Raw genomic sequence first — 17,831 nt, 5'->3', positions numbered from 1 at the left:
GCGAATATTATCACTTTATATCAAAAGTAATGTTCGGGAATTAGCTTGTGCATTTGATCAGATATAGTCAAAGAGTACTATTTTCAGCAAAAAAACACCCCTAACTAGGCGAAGCGACCCGCATTGCAGATCAGCTTGTCCCAAAAGAGGCGCTGTAGAATTAACTCTTATAAGCGTTTAACTTTATATTGGAAAACTCCTGCGGAATATAAAACTTGGTATACATTAAAGGCTGATCTGACTCTGTGACACTGTATAGCGTTTCGAGTAATAAGAAGCACTCATTGTGACCGACTAACTTCTCTTTTCGTTCAGCTAAATTAACGGTATGCGTATACCTGATCTCAATATCTCCATGATTGGCCATAAGATAAGCTTCCTCTTCTAGAAATTGGAGTAACTGCTCATTATTCTCGAGGTCTAACGATAGGCTTTCTACTGTTTGCATGGAGATAAAAGTGAAAGCATAAGCGAGTAATTCGTCTCCCTTCCTGTACAGACGTTCCAAAGCTAGAACAGCCGTCGAATCCCTCTTTAATACTTGCTTGGTATGCTCCGTATCTGGGTCCAATCGGTAATGTAAATCAATCCGGTCAAATGTGCTGACATGGCATTTATGCATAGGATTACTTAGCTTTTCTAGTTGAACGTCATCTTGCTTACTAAATGTTTCTATAACAAAATTACCCTTGCCGCGGATATTTCTCACCAATCCATCATCTTGCAAAAGGACTAGAGCCTGTCTCAGTGTGGCGCGACTAACCCCAAGTTCTTTGGCTAAATCGGGTTCCGAAGGAAGTCTGGAGCCTATCGGGAACTCCCCTTTTGTAATCTGAAGAAGAAGTTCATCGTAAACATTTATATAAAGCGGACGTTTCAATTTATCGGATTTATTTGAATTCATTATTTTTGTATGTCCTTTTCTTTAATTTAAAATGGATCATGGCCCCATTATGACACACCACTTTCCAGACGACAAGAAACGCCAACTTTCCTATCTCAGAGCAACACACAAACCTCCAAAAATAAATTTTGGAGGTTTGCACTAGTCGATTATTTTAGATAATTCAAGAATGACTCACCGTATTCAGGCATCGTAACATCAAAATTATCTGCAATCGTTGCACCAATATCAGCAAAGGTATCATGCTCAGGTAGTTTGCCACTATCTTTCAATTGCTTGGAGTACACCAACACGGGAATGAATTCACGAGTATGGTCTGTACCAGGGAAGGTTGGATCATTCCCATGATCCGCTGTAATAATCAACAAGTCGTCCTCACGGATGGAATCGAATACTTCATCAAGGCGCTTATCGAATTCTTCTAACGCTTTACCGTATCCTTCAGGATCACGCCGATGACCGTATAGAGCATCGAAATCCACCAGATTCAAAAAGCTCATTCCTGTAAAATCTTTCTTCATGACTTCAAGCAATTGATCCATACCGTCCATATTGTCTTTCGTACGAACGGATTCTGTAACACCCTCACCGTCGAAAATATCATTGATTTTTCCGATAGCGATGACATCGTAGCCACCATCTTGCAAGCTATTCATAACAGTCTTATTAAAAGGCTTTAATGCATAGTCATGACGATTCGAAGTTCTCTTAAAGTTCCCTGGCTCGCCTACATAAGGTCTTGCGATGATTCGGCCAATCAGATAGGCTGGGTCTTTTGTGATTTCCCGTACTTTCTCACAAATATCATATAGCTCTTCAAGAGGAATAATCTCTTCATGTGCAGCAATTTGAAGCACTGGATCAGCAGATGTGTACACAATGAGGTCTCCTGTCTTCATCTGATGTTCGCCGTATTCATCAATGATTGCAGTCCCGCTTGCAGGTTTATTCGCTACGACTTTCCGACCTGTTACGTCTTCAATCTGTTGAATGAGTTCCTCTGGGAATCCGTCCGGATACACATTAAATGGCTTATCAATATTGAGCCCCATGATCTCCCAATGTCCCGTCATCGTATCTTTTCCAACCGATTTTTCTTGCAATTTCGTGTAATAAGCCAGCGGTTTCTCTGCTCTCGGTACACCTGGGATTTCTTCAATATTGGAAAGACCCAATTTTGCTAAGTTAGGCATATTCAATCCGTTCATATGTTCAGCAATGTGTAACAAGGTGTGGGAACCCACATCATTAAATGCGGCTGCATCCTTTCCTTCACCAATACCAACAGAGTCCATCACAATCAAATGTACACGTTTAAATTTTTTCATGCTACTTCAGTCCTTTCTCAAATTCTGTTCTAGTTGTTCGGAGTCCGTCTATCTACTTTACGACCTAATAAGAACCAGAACAATACGATTGATACTGCTGCAATCACTCCAAGAATGAGGATAATACTGCTATAGTTTAATGCTGCTGGATCCTCTGTTACAAAACGTAAGAAGCTGAATTGTAAATCCTTCTTATCAATCAACAACGCAGAATAGGTGAAACCAACCGACATCGCAATGTTAAGGCATAAGTTGTAAAATCCCAGTGCAGTTCCTGATTTTTCAGTCGGTACTTTTCTAAGACTAATATCGATAAGGGGAGCATACAGCAGTGCAAAACTGCAAGAAAACAAAATCAAAGATATCACAAAGACGACAATGGATGTTTTGATGAAAAAGGCACCTAGCAATAAGCTGAACAAAATCAAACTAAAGGCTAGATAAACACATTGTTTACTATTCAGGCGTTTTCCAATTTTACCAGATAGAGCACCTACTAATGCAGCTAGCAAACATGCAGGGATGAACATTAATGATACGCTATCAAGTTTAATGTTATATACGCTCGTTAACAAAAACGAAAGTGTATTTAGAGCATAAGCGGAATACAGTGTATTAATGACAAATGCGACCAGTAATGCGAATAAAAACTGTTTGTTTTTAAAGAAATCGATGGTGATGAATGCATTCTTATTTTTGCTAATATACAGCAAGAACGTGATCACCGAGACAACAAACAGCGCGAACAATAACCAATCGAATGAAGACATATACAGCATAATAGAAGTTGCAATAATAGCTACAATGAACAGCCCTATAAAGTCTAGATTGTTCTTCTTGTTCTCTTCTTTAGGTAAATGTTTAAGAATGAACGGTAAGAGTAATAAGCTAAGCAAAGGAATCAAGAATAGGTTTTGCCAAGCTAGATATGTAGCTACAAATCCACCTGTTAACGTACCAATAACCGTTGCAAGTTGAAAGCTACTTGTGCTGTAACCCATATACTTCTTCTGGTCTGCTTCTGATGCATACTTAGTAATGAATACGAGATAAAGTGTTTCTGTTGCACCTAAACCCGCAGCTTGAACAATTCTTGAAAAAACGATCAACCAATAATTCGTATGTGTAACATAACCGAGTAAAGATCCTATACATATAAGCAAAATACCTACCGTCAATAGATTCCGTATACTGATCGAATCTGATAAAGATGAATATACAACGGCACCAATTCCAATCACAAGTCCGGCAAGCGTGACTTGCCAGCTTACTGTACTTGCTGAAACGCCAAAGTAATCAACTAGATCTGGAGAGATAATCTTAAACGAGTTATCGATAACAAGGGAAAAAATCATCAACAGCAATATAACCGGGACAATTCTCCCTAAGTTTACTACGGGCTTATTTGGGGCTGAGCTATTCATGGTATACCTCCAATATGTGATGAGAAGTCAAAGGTGATAATAGCGCTTACATTGGGTGTATAAAACTCCCTTTACCTCATATGATTGAAGTAAAGGAAGGCTTGTCTAGAAGAAAATGAATATCTTATGCTAATTCCAAAGCAATCTCCATCATTTTCGTGAATGCTTTTTGACGTTCTTCGGTTGTCGTTTTTTCTCCAGTAATCAAATGGTCACTCACGGTGAGAATGCACAATGCATTGACACGGGCTTGGATCGCATTCCAATAAAGTGCTACGGATTCCATCTCAACAGAGAGTATTCCCATCTTACGCCAATTATCCATAGCATTTGGATCAGCACTGTAGAAAATTTCACTAGATAAAATATTACCGATATGAACCTTTTGGCCTTTCTCATCCGCGATTTTCTTAGCTTTCTGCAAGAGGTCAAAAGAAGCGGTTAGTGGAAATTGTCCAGGTAATTTAAATTGATGACCGTAATTGGAATCCGTTGCAGTTCCCATACCAAAAATAACATCATAAAGCTCTATGTCTTCTTGCATTGCACCACACGTACCAATCCGGATAAGATTCTTAACACCAAATACATTGATTAATTCCCAAGAATAAATCCCCATGCTCGCTGGTCCCATGCCGGTACCCATGACAGAAATCTTCTTCCCTTTAAAAGTACCCGTGTATCCGAGCATTCCTCTCACTTCGTTAAAGCACTGGTAATCTTCCAAGAAGGTTTCAGCAATAAACTTAGCTCTTAAAGGGTCTCCAGGTAACAGAATAGTTTCAGCAATTTCTACGCCATTCGGTTTAATATGAGGTGTCTCTTTGGTAGTAATCATTGTCTGCATTTGCTCCTTTAGTAGATAATAATAACGACTTGTCTAACTTGTCTATCCTGTCTATTTTTTAGACAAGTCAAATTTAGCATATCTTTTTGTTTTGTGCAAGCACTTTCATAAAGACAATTTGTAGTCTGAAATATGATCAGCAAATTCAAAATACTCCTCACCGATACTGTGTATACTGGTCCATAACGACAACGAGCCATTACGCGAAACATCGTTACACATAAAAAAAGCTTGGCAGATACCTATTCATTAAAATAGGCTCTCCAAGCTATGTATTATTTATTATTAGTCTTCCCAAACTTGATTCATCAGCTTTGTGATCTGTGACTTACGTTGCTTCGTTTCATGCTTATCGGTTGTCCATACGCCATCAACGAATACAACAACATCTCCAACTTTGACATCTTTAGCTATTTCCTTCGTGTTTACATCGATTGTTTTTCCTTCGATTTCAATGACCATATACTCTTCCTCAAGCCTGTCAACAATCCCCTTCATCTTATCGCACTCCTTATTTTACTCACAAGCGATTCCATCTCCATCTCGATCAAGTTTTGTACTATAGCCAGGGTCACCTTTGTAAAGTGGAGCTTTGCCCGCTTCCCTCACGGCAGTGCAATTCTTGTAGTACACAGATGTATTCTGTCTATCGTCTTGCTTGATCGAAGTTTCAACCTCTGTTGTAGATTTTGATGACTGGGTAATTTTCTCCCCATTGGACGTAAAAATGATGTTGCCCTGTTTATCGTTCCTGTATATTTTAATCTTTTTGTCAGCAAGCTGTTTTAGAATACGATCTGTAGGATGGCCATAATTGTTGTCTCCAACTTGAATCACTGCATATTTAGGATTAACCGCATTCAAAAAAGACTGACTGGTAGAAGAATTAGAGCCATGATGGCCAACCAACAATACATCAGCTTTTAGATCAGTACCACTAGAAACCATGTCTTGCTCACTCTCTGCCTCTGCATCTCCAGTGAATAAAAATGAATTACTTCCAAACGTAAGTTTGATCACTGCACTCATATTGTTCTTGTCTTGATAAGTGTTAACTGGAGCTAACATTTTTACTGTCAATTGTTCATCCAGCTTAATATCAATTCCTGCTTTAGCCGTTGTGACTTTCAAATTTTTATTTGCAATAGATGTTAGTAAAGATTCAAACGTTTTTGTGTTTGAGCTTACTTTGGGCATGTATATATAACCAATATCAAATGCATCTACAACAGCATCTAATCCGCCAATATGATCTGCATCTGGATGTGTTCCAATCAAGACATCGACTTTCTTAACCCCTTCTTTTTTGAGGTAATTCACAACACGACCCTCATCGTCATTGTTACCGCCATCTATAAGCATTGTTTTTCCGCTCGGTGTTAAGATCAATTGGCTTGCACCTTGTCCAACATCTATGTAATGTACTTTAAGATTACCACTTTCACTTGTGGCTTCTTTAATATGTGGAGTGACTGTACTCTCATCTTCAGGTACTACCAATCCACATCCACTAATAAAAAATACTACAAAACACGTAATTAATAAGTATAAACTACTCTTTCTACCGTCTATTCCTAAGAACTTAATGTTCCCTTTAACTATTCCTAGAATAAATCTGATCGTTGCAAATATTAATAATAAAACCAAGACAACTGCTGCGTTTTCCATGATGTAGTTCTCCATTCATGTTCGTTTTTCTCGATGCACACTCAACTCTGATGAAGAACATAGCAGAGCGTAGAATAAGATAATGGGAAAAAATTTGGTCATAAAAAATACTCCCTTTTATTTGCTGAAAAAACGCAGATAAAAGAGAGTTTTTTGGTACTGATTTGTTGCAAGTGTTCAGGGAATCTCAGTGTATCTTTGTCTGATTTCCTCTATCCTATTCCCACTCAATTGTTGCTGGTGGTTTGGACGTTACGTCATAAACGATACGGTTTACATTATCCACTTCGTTTACGATACGAACAGAGATTTTCTCTAAGATATCCCAAGGGATACGAGCCCAGTCAGCAGTCATTCCATCGATCGAAGTTACTGCACGAATACCTACGGTGTAGGAATACGTACGAGCATCACCCATGACACCAACACTCTTCATGTTAGGCAGCGCAGTGAAGTACTGCCAGATCTCGCGATCAAGGCCAGCTTTAGCGATTTCTTCACGCAAGATATAATCAGAATCGCGAACAATCGTAAGCTTCTCTTCTGTAACCTCACCAAGTACACGGATCGCAAGACCCGGACCTGGGAATGGCTGACGCCATACGATTGCTTCTGGCAGCCCCAACTCTTCGCCGACTTTACGAACTTCGTCTTTAAACAAAGCTTTGAGTGGCTCAATAAGGCTGAATTTCATATCTTCAGGCAATCCACCAACATTGTGATGGGATTTAATCGTATGAGCTGTTTCTGTTCCACTCTCAACAATATCTGTGTAAAGCGTACCTTGAGCCAAGAATGCAAAATCATCAAATTTACTTGATTCTTCGTCAAAAACATAGATAAACTCGTTACCGATGATTTTACGTTTTTGCTCTGGATCATCTACACCTTTAAGCTTGGACATAAAACGATCACGCGCATCGATCTTGACTACTTTCATGTCAAATTTACCGACAAACGTCTCCATTACGCTTTCAGCCTCGCCTTTACGCAGTAGACCGTGGTCAATGAACATACAAGTTAATTGATCGCCGATTGCCTTGTGAATGAGCTTAGCTACAACTGAGGAATCTACTCCACCGCTGAGTGCACATAGTACTTTTTTGTCCCCTACTTCTTCACGGATCTCACGAATTTGATCTTCGATAAAGGTTTCCATAGACCAGGAACCTTCACATTTACAAACTTCATAAAGGAAGTTGCGAATCATTTCGTTACCGTTCACTGAGTGACGTACCTCTGGGTGGAACTGTACCGCGTAAAGTTTCTTGTCTTCATTACTCATTGCTGCAATCGGAGCAGACTCCGTACCAGCATCCAGTTTGAAGCCAGTTGGCAAGGTCACGACATGGTCACCATGACTCATCCATACCGTTTGCTTCTGCTCTAATCCTTGTACCAACATAGAGCCTTCATTAAACTCTAGATCAGCTTTACCGTACTCACGCTTAGATGCACGCTCAACTTTACCATCTAGCTGTTGAGCCATCAGCTGCATACCGTAACAAATTCCGAAAATCGGAAGTCCGAGATCGTAAATCGCTGGGTCTACATGTGGTGCATTTTCAGCATACACACTGGATGGACCACCAGAGAACACGATACCTCTTGGAGAAAGAGCTTTGATTTTGTCGACCGGTGTATTGTAAGGCAATAACTCACTGTATACACCAAGATCACGAATACGACGTGCAATTAGTTGATTATACTGTCCACCGAAGTCTAAAACGACGATGATTTCATTAGGTTTATTCATTAACGGGCCTCCCTTAATTACTGAGATCAATTATACGCAACCCTAATTCGTACCGTCAAGAAAAGCGAGATTAGTTTTCACACCCGTTTTTTTACAATTTCTTTACACTGCCGTATATAGAGATTTTTCTCTGTACGTGACAAAGGTTCTTTCATATAAGCTACCTTCTCCCAACGGCTTGCAAACACTTCCAGTTCAGCACGAAAAATGTCATCACTAATGTTTACGGATTGTATGTACTTTTTCACCGTAACTCCCGGTTCCATAGTACCGTATCTTTTCTCTATATGCTTCCATACTCTGTCAGAGATAAAAGTGAGTTTATCCCGTTCATTCATTATCAGAGAAGCACCTGAACTTCTTAAATTCAGCCCACGTAAAGGTTTCATCATTAGTACTGCCATCACACCAAGCAGCAGTATGAGTGAAAGCAAGGCAACCCTCGATAGCGATCCCCCTGTAAACCAGCGCTGTGCAGAAGTCATTAGGGTTTGCATCATTTCCGTAAATCGAAGCGAGTTACTAGAGGACTGACCCGTTGATATTCCTGCATTAGAAACCTCATCTTCTCCAGCATAATAACCAGGCGTTGGGTCGAAAGCTGCCCACCCTTCACCAGGAAAGTACACTTCTACCCAGGCGTGAGCTTCTTGCTGTGTCACTCGAAAAATATTTTCTGTTCCTTGAACTTTTTCACCCGGAGCGAAGCCAATCACATAGCGCGCCGGAATCCCTTGTGAGCGTAATAATACCACCATTGCCGTAGCAAAATGTGTGCAGTAACCTTCCTTCGAATCAAACAAGAAGTGATCGGTGAAGTCTTTATTCGCCGGAGGAATCTTCGTTTTAAGTGTATAAGAATACTCCTGCTCCAGATAGTTTTTAACAGCAACTGCTTTTTCATACCTGCCTGTAGCTTGGGTCGTTATATCATGGGCCATATCACGCACTCGCCTTGGCAATGAGGCCGGCAGTTGTAAATACGTACTCTTGATTGATTCCGGATCTCTCCCAAAGGAAGCTTCCTGTAATTTTCCCTTAGATGCTTGAAGGATTGACTCCACTGTATATCCTCTAACTCGAAGATCTTCCTCTTGAAATCGAAGGGTCCCCGATTTAGGATCAGCACTGATCATGGGTTCTAGTTTTGTACCATCCAGCCCATTCACTTCGGAAATTCTAGCAATAGTCCCACCAGAGAAAAGTGGGAGACCTGCTGATGGCGGCGATTCGAGTATAATTCTTTGTGTCACCTGATCTGTCTGATCGCGCGTATCTAACAGCATATCCTGCAATTTCTCCCCAATATCTACATGACTTCCATCATGTCGCTCTGTTACCCAGCGCCTCCCATCGTAATAACTAAGAGCTTCACCACGCCAATAGGTCGGTACAGTTGTCTCTGCCGTGAAATAAGGCTCGTTACTGAGCGTTAGTGGCCCTCCCATTTCAGATCCAAGTGAATCGTATCCCGTCATACTCGCCGTAGGAATCGCATTTCGATTCGATAGACCGGACGACCACTCTTGAATTTTGTCAGCCAAGGCAGACACTGTAACTCCAGATCCCTTACTCGCGGGAACAAGATAACCTAGGGCTCCTACTAAACCGGTCAATGACGCTGTTAGAAATAGAACATACACACTCCAACGAACTAAAGCTTTTATATCCAGTTTGAATGCAGTGCCACGAATACCAGAATCCGCACTCTCTTCCGTTCTAAGATTTAGAAGAAGCATTAATCCCTGTGCTATTAGTATGTAACAGACCGACCTGAACATATTATCAATCACCGGATGTTCCAGTGCAGCTTCCATCACCGCTAAATACACAATCGTTGTTCCACCGAACAACCACACTGTCCCCCGGTATAATGACAACATATGTACAGCAGAAACCATAACTCCCCAACCTAGAAGTAAGATAAGGGCCTTCGTCTCATCACTGAGATCATTGAAGAGCCATCGCTCTCCAAGTACATTCACATCCTGAGGAAGAACATCAACGATATACCTAAGTAACCAGAACAAAGCATGTTCCGAACCAAAGAGCCGTCCCCAGAGCAGCAGGACAGCACAAGCATTGAGCGGAAACCATACCCATCCTCGAATAACAAAGAGACCCTGAATGAGCAATAGAGCCGCTAAGATCGCTAGCGTCTGCAACATTACCGGGCCGTTGTCTCCCCCCATCCCTTGAAGCGGAAGAAGCCATTCCATAAACAAACCCAAAATAGGCAGTGTTATGAATAGTCTCAAGGAAAAGGGGCCGGGGGATGTGCGCTTTATGATGCGAAGTAGCGAATTAGGGACTGCTCCACCAGCAAAAGTGCCTGATCTATCTAATATGCTGCTGAATTTCTCCATCCTCGCCACCTCCCCTCGACATGGTGATCTCGTATACATCCCCCTTGTGTATGTACATGAGCCGTCCTCCTGCTCGAAGGAATTGATCTTCTGCCATCTCTCCAGTTAAAGGCGATACACTCGGTTCCGGTGGCGGGCTTATGCAGAAAATACTTAATTTTCTACCCGATGCGACGATCTGGATGGAGGACTCTATCAATCCCTTATCCATCCTTCCCGTCACAAGAAGCAGCTCTGTTTCTTTATCCTCATATTGTGCAGCATGTTCAAGAATTTCAGCTGCTGTACTATTATCTGGATGAAATGGAAGGGTCGCCAGAGGTATCAACATTTCCTGTTCGTCCTTACACTCCGTTCGTTCAGACAGAACCGAATCCCTTCCCCTCCCCCCAGTCCACAGGGACGGTTTGCCAAGCGTAACTGCTGAGGAATATAGCAGTCCTGCTGTCGCTGCAATTGCATTCTCAAAACAATCGAAGGAGACTTCGGACTCCACTTTCGAACTTTTTTTCAAGGGGTAACCTGCTTTTGACGTATCTAGAATAATACAGCGATGCAGTATCCGGCCTGGCTCAGGTAGAATCGTCTGTAGTCGCCCAAGTCTAGCGGAATTTCTCCAATGAATCCGGTTTAAAGGGTCACCTGGAATATAATCTCGGAGTCCTTGTCCTGGTAGAGCTGAATAGGTAGGCTTTCGCATCCCCTCTGCATCCCCATCAGGGCCATATGGTAAATCCACCAACCCTCGCAAACTTAGTGGACGCGGCAAAACAATGAATTCTGTATGAGTTACTACCCTTCTACTAGCGCGAAACCAGCTAAACATGTCTCCCCACTCCACAATTGATTCTACCTCTGTCCAATTGCCTCGCTTCAGTGGATGAAGGGTATACGAATAACTAACTAAACGGCGAAATCCTGGGAACCAAAGCTTCTGGATCGTCTGATCACTGATGTGATCTGTCAGCATGATCCAAGGCAGTGGCATCCAAGACTTGAACTGAATCGTTACTGTTACCTCCGTATCTTCCCCTGCGTACAGACATTTGGGATTGATGGTTCGCTTTATATCAATACAAGAGGGGCCAAGCACTTTGAGAAACACTCCATTTAGGAGTATAGCGGAACAGATCCACCATAGAAATTGTAACGCTTGTCCTCCAAGCCAGGCATAAAGCCCCCAACTAGCCAACCATATGCATAAGGCTCTGACCCATTCCAGACTTTGACGTTTCATGTCCGGCCTCCTTTGCGGCTACGCTGCCTAGGAAGCTCGAATAGCTTAAGCAGAGTCTGTATGATCTCTTTCTGTCCCACCCCTGCCGAGCGCGCATCATAGGCTAATTGAATACGATGGGAGAGAACGTGCTCTGCTACTCGTAAGCAATCATCCGGTATTACGTACATTCGGCCTTCCAAGAAGGCAGCGGCCTGGGAAGCACGCATCCAAGCTAATGTTCCTCTTGGGCTAATTCCTAAGCGAACCCCCTGCTGCCTACGTGAGGCATCGGCCACTGCGACTAAATATTTTTTGATACTTTCATCTACATAAACCCGAGTGGCCGTTCGCTGCATTGATACGAGTTCTGAGCCAAGCATAAGTGGTTTTACACTTTCAAGCACATCCTTACTCTGTCCGCGCTCAAGCATCAACATTTCATTATCTATTCCCGGATAACCTAAAGATAGCCGCATGAGAAAACGATCCATTTGAGCTTCCGGAAGACGATTCGTCCCCTCAAATTCATAAGGGTTCTGAGTAGCCAACAGAAAGAATGGGGCTGGCAAAGGATAACTCTGTCCGTCCACTGTCACCTTGCCCTCTTCCATAGCCTCCAATAGGGCGGACTGAGCCCTTGGTGAAGCACGGTTGATCTCATCGGCTAAGACTATATTAGAGAGAACTGGCCCCGGTCTGAACTCAAACTCACCCATATGCGGATAATAGACCGAAGTTCCTGTAATATCCCCTGGCATTAAATCGTATGTGAATTGAATACGGCCAAAATCACAACCAAGGCAAGCCGCCACCGTACGCACTAGCATCGTCTTCCCTACACCCGGAACATCCTCTAACAGGACATGTCCTCCAGCAAGCATAGCTATAAACGTCAACCGAATCTGTTCGTCATGCCCAACAATTACACTGCCAACCCGGTTCATCACTCTATTCAATAATTCTGGAGCCCACTCTGGGTAAGGCGTCTCTTCTTGAAACATAGATGAACTATACAATGGCTCAAACCTCCGCTTCTTGTTCGTACTCTATGAATAGGTTTTCCAAGAATGCAAAAAGATAGACTCCAAAAGTTAAAAACGTTATCAATCAAAAAAACAGCCATATGGCTGCTGCAGGATTCATGATATTAACATCAAAAAACCGAGCCCTTTCAAGGACTCGGTTAGTTTCATTGCTTGTTATGTTTAGGCAAGGCTTAATAAGCCAGTGTGAACAGACCTTTGATGTGGGACAGGTAACGCAGGTTACTTGCCTCTTTCATCATGGTTGCAGGCAGTCCTTTAAGCTGAGTCTTGTTAGCACCGATCGTACCGATCGCATCTTTACGACCCAAGCTTCCTAGTGTACCGGAGAACACAGGAACGAACGAAGCCATTGCTCCGCCTTTAGAATAAGCGAACATGTTGTATCCAACAAGTTCACCCATCTGCCAAGCTAGTTGAGCAGTTGGAGGATACGGACGTGCGCCTTCTTCTGGAGGCATAACTACCGCACTGTCACCAGCCAAGAATACTTCTGGATGGGATGTGGATTGCAAGAACTCGTTAACTACTGCACGGCCACGGTTCACTTCAATTCCACAGTTCGCAACTACAGAATTACCTTGTACGCCACCAGTCCATACGAGTGTGCTAGTTTCAAACGTGCTTCCGTCTTTCAGTTCAACAGTAGTGCCGTCCATTTTCGTGATCGGAAGACCCGTCAAGAACGTTACACCACGTTTTTGAAGACTAGTTGTTGCACGGTCTACCAGCTCAGGCGGGAAACCTGGCAAGATTGAAGGAGCTGCTTCAACACAATACAGGGTGATCTCATCAGGGGAGATTCCGTATTTATGTGCAAGTTCGCCCTTCATGTCAGCATACTCACCAACAAGCTCAACACCAGTCAAGCCGCCGCCGCCAACAACGATGGTAGCGTCTGCTTTGTTCTTTGTTTTGCTGTATTCTGCAATGCGGCTTTCCACGTGCGCACGCAGGCGGTTAGCATCATTAACAGATTTGAGGATGAAGCTGTGTTCTTGAAGTCCTGGAATGCCAAAAAATGCAGTCTCGCTGCCCAAGGCAACAACCAGCATATCGTAAGACAACTTACTTCCATCTTCCAAAGATACAGCACGCTCATCCGGCTTGATTTCTTTTACAGTACCGATACGCAGATCTACATTAGCATCACGGAGCAGTTTATCCAGCGGGAGGGCAACGGCCTTCTCCGAGATGTTGCCTGCAGCCAGGCGATGCAGTTCCGTAATGATCTGGTGCGTAGGGAAACGGTTAACGAGTGTAATTTTAGCGTCATTTACGCCAAAATGTTCTCGGGCTGAAAGAGCGCTCAGCAAACCGCCGTAGCCTCCGCCCAAGATTAAAATGTGTTTAGACATGACCATCCTCCGTTCTTTGAATAATAAAATGACTTATCGCTTATTTTGTTCGCGTTCGTTCATAACGTCCATAAACGCTTGTGCATAGCGCAAGCCTTTTTGAACTTGTGGATCTTTCAGCATCTTCATCAAACCAAATACGCTGATAGCTCCTTGATCTTTCTGATTGTGTACACGGTCTCCAGCTTCAATCGCTGCAGAAGATACGTTCTTCAGGGTATCTGTCACAGGCTTCGTAAAGCCTGTAAGAGAGGCCATAGTGTCCTCAGCCAGCACTGGATCAGTTGCTACTGATTTACCGAAATCATAAGCTTTTGTAAAGAACTCAAGCATTTCAGTAAGCTTTGGAAGGTTGTCCACGAGGGTAGTCAGCGATTCCTGAACTTCTGGCTTCATCAATTGGTCGAACACATCGAGGCGATCCGTCACCGGAGCTCCTTGATTTTCAGCAACGGTCTCCGAAACTTCGGATTGTTGCGGACGGGATGTTTCTGTCATAAGAATTGCCTCCTTTACTTTAAATGAGTTCCCATGAAGAACTTGGCTGCGATAGAACCGATTAGTAGAAATTCACGGATAACCGGTGGTTATTATGCATCACTTTCAAAGTGAGAACTTCCAATATTCTCGTTCGCGCCAAAATAAAGCAGGGGGGAAAAGTATCCGCCCCCTCCTTTATAAAACACGTTCGCGTGGGATTGTGATAAATATCTCTAACATATCCTAGTCTATAACTTGTGTGACATAATTACAAACACAAAATACAACTATTTCCCTACAAAGTTACAATTCTGTATTTATCAGAGTCAGAAAGAACATCTTTAACGGGATGTCCAGATATTTCTAAAGCATCTCGAATCGGTACCCAAATTGTATGTCCGACATATGTAACTTCAGATATAATAGTTTTCCCGCTACCATCACTTACCTCCATCGTATTCGTTTCTGGGTCAGCTTCCCATTTCGTGTTCGTCAATGACACTTTTACTTTTTTATTGTTAACATTCCATGAAACTTCTCCTCCTAGTCTTTCTACAGCACTTCTTAAAGGAACCATTATTTTCCTATTTACAATGCTGTATTCTCCCGGAGCGAATTCGGTAGCAAAACCTGACATATCCACCTTAAGTATCCTTCCTGGTTTGAAAAGAGCTGCATTTACACTAACGTGTTCAGCAATCCACTTTGCTCCTGGTTGGTCAAGCTTCGGTTTCACTTTACTCTGAAGTTTAAACTGAACAGGTTCCATTTCCGGAGTCAGAACATCAAATTGGTATCCGTTTTTTTTATAATAAGCGATGATATCCGGAAGTGCCTTTACCGATTCCTCATGCCCCGCCCCATCATGAAGTAGCACAATCGATTCATCACTATTTACGCGGGTCGTGGCCCCTTCTAGAATTTCCTCTGCTGGAACTCCTCTACGCTTAGAGTCACCGCTGTCCACATTCCAGTCAAACACACGGTATCCCCCTTCCTGGAGCAAGCGAAAATACGTCTCATCGAATTTACCCGCTGTCCCTCCTGGAGCTCTAACGAGCTGTGGTCTCTCTCCTGTAATCAGTCTTACGATCTCTTCGGTTTGTTTAATCTGATTCCAAAATGTCTGGAACTTTTCATAGAGTTTATTGTAATCATGATTAAAGGTATGATTCCCAATGATATGCCCTTCTTCATGAATTCTTCGAATCAATTCCGGTCTACGACTTGCTTGCTCCCCAAGCACAAAAAATGTAGCCTTGATCTCTTCCTTTTTCAATATATCAAGCACCTCTCCGGTAAGCCCTGATGGACCATCGTCAAAGGTAAGGTACACCGTTCGTTTCGATTGTTTCTTCTCCTTAACTGTAGAAGCAGATGATAATACGGGCTGTGTCGTTACGCTCTCCGCACCGCTGTAAACGGTATGCACCATACGATCTTTCTCCTTTACCTGTGAAGGGATTGCTTCTGCAATGTCCTCCTGAGCATGTTGGGACTGCAAGGAGGTTGTCATAGCGCTCAGAATCAGGACTGCTGCCAGAACGAATAAAAGTACAATTCGAGTGATTACTACCAAATTTTTATACATATAATCTACCTCCACCATTTCTTTTCTATGAGTTTTCGTTTGGCGTTCTGATAGATTATATGGAGCGTATTTCAAAAAAAGACTAGATTCTCTGATCTTCAATAATAAAAAAACGATTCCTAACTGCCTCTTAAGGCATGTTAGGAAACGTTTCTTATATCATTAATTATGAACGTACTGCTTCAAGCACCTCTTCAACATGACCCGCTACCTTTACTTTTCTCCATTCCTTTACGAGTATACCAGCCTCATCGATTAGGAACGTAGAACGGACAATCCCTTCATATTCTCGTCCATACAACTTCTTAAGCTGCCATACACCGAACAAATTGCAAACTTTATGTTCTTCATCGGATAACAAGAGAAAAGGAAGGTCATACTTTTGAATAAACTTATCATGTGACTTCAGTGGATCTGTACTGATACCAAGAACCACCGCCCCCTCCTGCTGAAGGCTTCCAAAGTTATCGCGGAAACCACATGCTTCGTTGGTACATGTCGGTGTCATGTTTTTCGGATAGAAATAAATCACGACCTTGTTTCCCCGGTAATCACTTAAAGATACATGCTCTCCATTCGAGGCTGGTAGAGTAAAGTTAGGTACTTCGCTGCCAATCTGCAATTGAGTTTGAGTCGTCATAAGTTGTATCATCTCCTTGATGAGCGGGGGAATCCCCGTAAAATTGATTGTCTTTTCGAAAGAAATTATAATAGAATGAATGTCGATTATTCAAATCTTTACCAAGTGAAGTATTCAACAAGTGTACTCCGAAAGGAAGAACTCAATGAACAAAAGAACCAAGAAAACAATACTTTGGACCGTCAGCATTATCATTGCAGGTATTTTAGGCTATGGGACTTATTATGTGTCATCCATCTACAGCGGTCTTGAAGGACTACAGAAGAAAGGAGAATCTTCCCCTTTCAAAGAGCTTGCACAAGTTGATGCTAAGGCACCTGAGCCTCCAAAATGGGAAGGAACGGAACCAGTCAACATTTTGCTCATGGGTGTGGATGCTCGAGGGTTTGAAGAAGGTGAGATTCCTCGCTCAGACAGTATTCTTGTAGCCTCCATCGATCCTGTCCAAAAGAAAATGAATTTATTCTCCATCCTTAGAGATACATATACGGATATCCCAGGCCATAGCAAAAATCGGATCAATACTGCAATTACCCACGGCCCAAATACGGCCATGAAGGCGGTAGGCGACCTGCTTGGCATTCCTATCCAGTATTATGTGTACACCGATTTTCAGGGCTTCATGAAACTTGTAGATGCCGTTGGTGGTGTTGAGTTCTACGTTGAGAAAGATATGAAGTATTCAAGTAAAGCGGATAAGAATGAATATGATATTGATCTAAAGCAAGGTATGCAGCATCTCGATGGCAATAAGGCACTACAGTATGCACGTTTTCGTTACGATAAAATGGGTGATTTCACCCGAACCGAACGCCAGCGTGAGCTGATTAAGGCTGTTGCTAAAAAAATGCAGTCCACTACCTCCATTATGAAGTTACCGGATATTCTGAATTCGGTAAGTCCTTATATTGACACGAATATGGACGTCAATGACATGTGGAAACTTGCGAATGTGGGATATCAGAGTAAAATGAAAGGCAGCGAACAAGTTCCGCCAATGAAACTCTTGGTTGAAGCTAATATCGGTGGCGCTGCCGTTCTGACGGTAAGAAATCCGGATACTCTTAAACAGTATATCCAAGATATACTAAACCCTCCGGTAACAGAAACCGACGCAGATGGTAGTAAAGATTCAACTGGTGAACCCACGGATAAATCCTCCGATTCAAGTTCATCTTCCCAGCGTAATTAGTATCTTATATCGAGA

Annotated in this window: 15 protein-coding genes; 1 reads left to right on the top strand and 14 read right to left on the bottom strand. The window is 42.5% G+C overall.

Going from position 1 to position 17,831, the window contains the following annotated elements:
• Nucleotides 1-160: 160 nt before the first annotated feature.
• From ACK8P5_RS04260 to bcp, 14 genes are all read right to left on the bottom strand, one after another.
• Nucleotides 161-904 carry a GntR family transcriptional regulator gene (locus tag ACK8P5_RS04260; RefSeq protein WP_422659747.1) on the bottom strand — a complete coding sequence of 248 codons (744 nt, stop codon included), beginning with the start codon at nucleotides 902-904 and terminating at the stop codon, nucleotides 161-163.
• A gap of 149 nt (nucleotides 905-1,053) precedes the next feature.
• Entirely contained in the window at nucleotides 1,054-2,232 is a 1,179-nt protein-coding gene (deoB, locus tag ACK8P5_RS04255) for a phosphopentomutase (RefSeq protein WP_422659746.1), read from the bottom strand.
• A gap of 29 nt (nucleotides 2,233-2,261) precedes the next feature.
• Nucleotides 2,262-3,656 (bottom strand): MFS transporter, encoded by a 1,395-nt coding sequence (locus tag ACK8P5_RS04250; RefSeq protein WP_422659745.1) that lies wholly within the window; start codon nucleotides 3,654-3,656, stop codon nucleotides 2,262-2,264.
• A gap of 124 nt (nucleotides 3,657-3,780) precedes the next feature.
• The gene (deoD, locus tag ACK8P5_RS04245; protein ID WP_422659744.1) at nucleotides 3,781-4,494 is read right to left on the bottom strand and encodes a purine-nucleoside phosphorylase; all 714 of its coding nucleotides are present in this window, start codon (nucleotides 4,492-4,494) and stop codon (nucleotides 3,781-3,783) included.
• A gap of 294 nt (nucleotides 4,495-4,788) precedes the next feature.
• A complete protein-coding gene (locus tag ACK8P5_RS04240; protein ID WP_422659743.1) occupies nucleotides 4,789-5,001 on the bottom strand; it encodes a DUF3006 domain-containing protein in 213 nt (70 codons plus the stop codon).
• An 18-nt stretch (nucleotides 5,002-5,019) separates the two neighbouring features.
• The gene (locus ACK8P5_RS04235) at nucleotides 5,020-6,171 is read right to left on the bottom strand and encodes an MBL fold metallo-hydrolase (RefSeq protein WP_422659742.1); all 1,152 of its coding nucleotides are present in this window, start codon (nucleotides 6,169-6,171) and stop codon (nucleotides 5,020-5,022) included.
• A 217-nt stretch (nucleotides 6,172-6,388) separates the two neighbouring features.
• Entirely contained in the window at nucleotides 6,389-7,927 is a 1,539-nt protein-coding gene (gene guaA / locus ACK8P5_RS04230; RefSeq protein WP_422659741.1) for a glutamine-hydrolyzing GMP synthase, read from the bottom strand.
• Nucleotides 7,928-8,004: 77 nt separating this feature from the next.
• Entirely contained in the window at nucleotides 8,005-10,293 is a 2,289-nt protein-coding gene (locus tag ACK8P5_RS04225; protein WP_422659740.1) for a transglutaminaseTgpA domain-containing protein, read from the bottom strand.
• The gene (locus ACK8P5_RS04220; protein ID WP_422659739.1) at nucleotides 10,265-11,530 is read right to left on the bottom strand and encodes a DUF58 domain-containing protein; all 1,266 of its coding nucleotides are present in this window, start codon (nucleotides 11,528-11,530) and stop codon (nucleotides 10,265-10,267) included. The genes ACK8P5_RS04225 and ACK8P5_RS04220 overlap by 29 nt, the downstream gene beginning before the upstream one ends.
• A complete protein-coding gene (locus ACK8P5_RS04215) occupies nucleotides 11,527-12,528 on the bottom strand; it encodes an AAA family ATPase (protein WP_422659738.1) in 1,002 nt (333 codons plus the stop codon). The genes ACK8P5_RS04220 and ACK8P5_RS04215 overlap by 4 nt, the downstream gene beginning before the upstream one ends.
• 200 nt (nucleotides 12,529-12,728) lie before the next feature.
• The gene (locus ACK8P5_RS04210) at nucleotides 12,729-13,913 is read right to left on the bottom strand and encodes an NAD(P)/FAD-dependent oxidoreductase (RefSeq protein WP_422659737.1); all 1,185 of its coding nucleotides are present in this window, start codon (nucleotides 13,911-13,913) and stop codon (nucleotides 12,729-12,731) included.
• A gap of 33 nt (nucleotides 13,914-13,946) precedes the next feature.
• The gene (locus ACK8P5_RS04205; protein WP_422659736.1) at nucleotides 13,947-14,411 is read right to left on the bottom strand and encodes a DUF1641 domain-containing protein; all 465 of its coding nucleotides are present in this window, start codon (nucleotides 14,409-14,411) and stop codon (nucleotides 13,947-13,949) included.
• 277 nt (nucleotides 14,412-14,688) lie between these two features.
• On the bottom strand, nucleotides 14,689-15,984 hold the full coding sequence (locus ACK8P5_RS04200) for a polysaccharide deacetylase family protein (protein ID WP_422659735.1): 1,296 nt from the start codon (nucleotides 15,982-15,984) through the stop codon (nucleotides 14,689-14,691).
• 166 nt (nucleotides 15,985-16,150) lie between these two features.
• On the bottom strand, nucleotides 16,151-16,624 hold the full coding sequence (gene bcp, locus ACK8P5_RS04195; protein ID WP_422659734.1) for a thioredoxin-dependent thiol peroxidase: 474 nt from the start codon (nucleotides 16,622-16,624) through the stop codon (nucleotides 16,151-16,153).
• Between the two features lie 145 nt (nucleotides 16,625-16,769).
• On the opposite strand from bcp, the gene ACK8P5_RS04190 reads away from it, so the two are divergent.
• The gene (locus ACK8P5_RS04190) at nucleotides 16,770-17,816 is read left to right on the top strand and encodes an LCP family protein (protein ID WP_422659733.1); all 1,047 of its coding nucleotides are present in this window, start codon (nucleotides 16,770-16,772) and stop codon (nucleotides 17,814-17,816) included.
• Nucleotides 17,817-17,831 lie beyond the last annotated feature (15 nt).

Source organism: Paenibacillus sp. EC2-1 (assembly GCF_049311625.1).
Taxonomy (GTDB): Bacteria; Bacillota; Bacilli; order Paenibacillales; family Paenibacillaceae; genus Paenibacillus_AQ.
The sequence above is the reverse complement of the archived record's forward strand: the minus strand, read 5'-3'. Positions and strand labels throughout refer to the sequence as shown.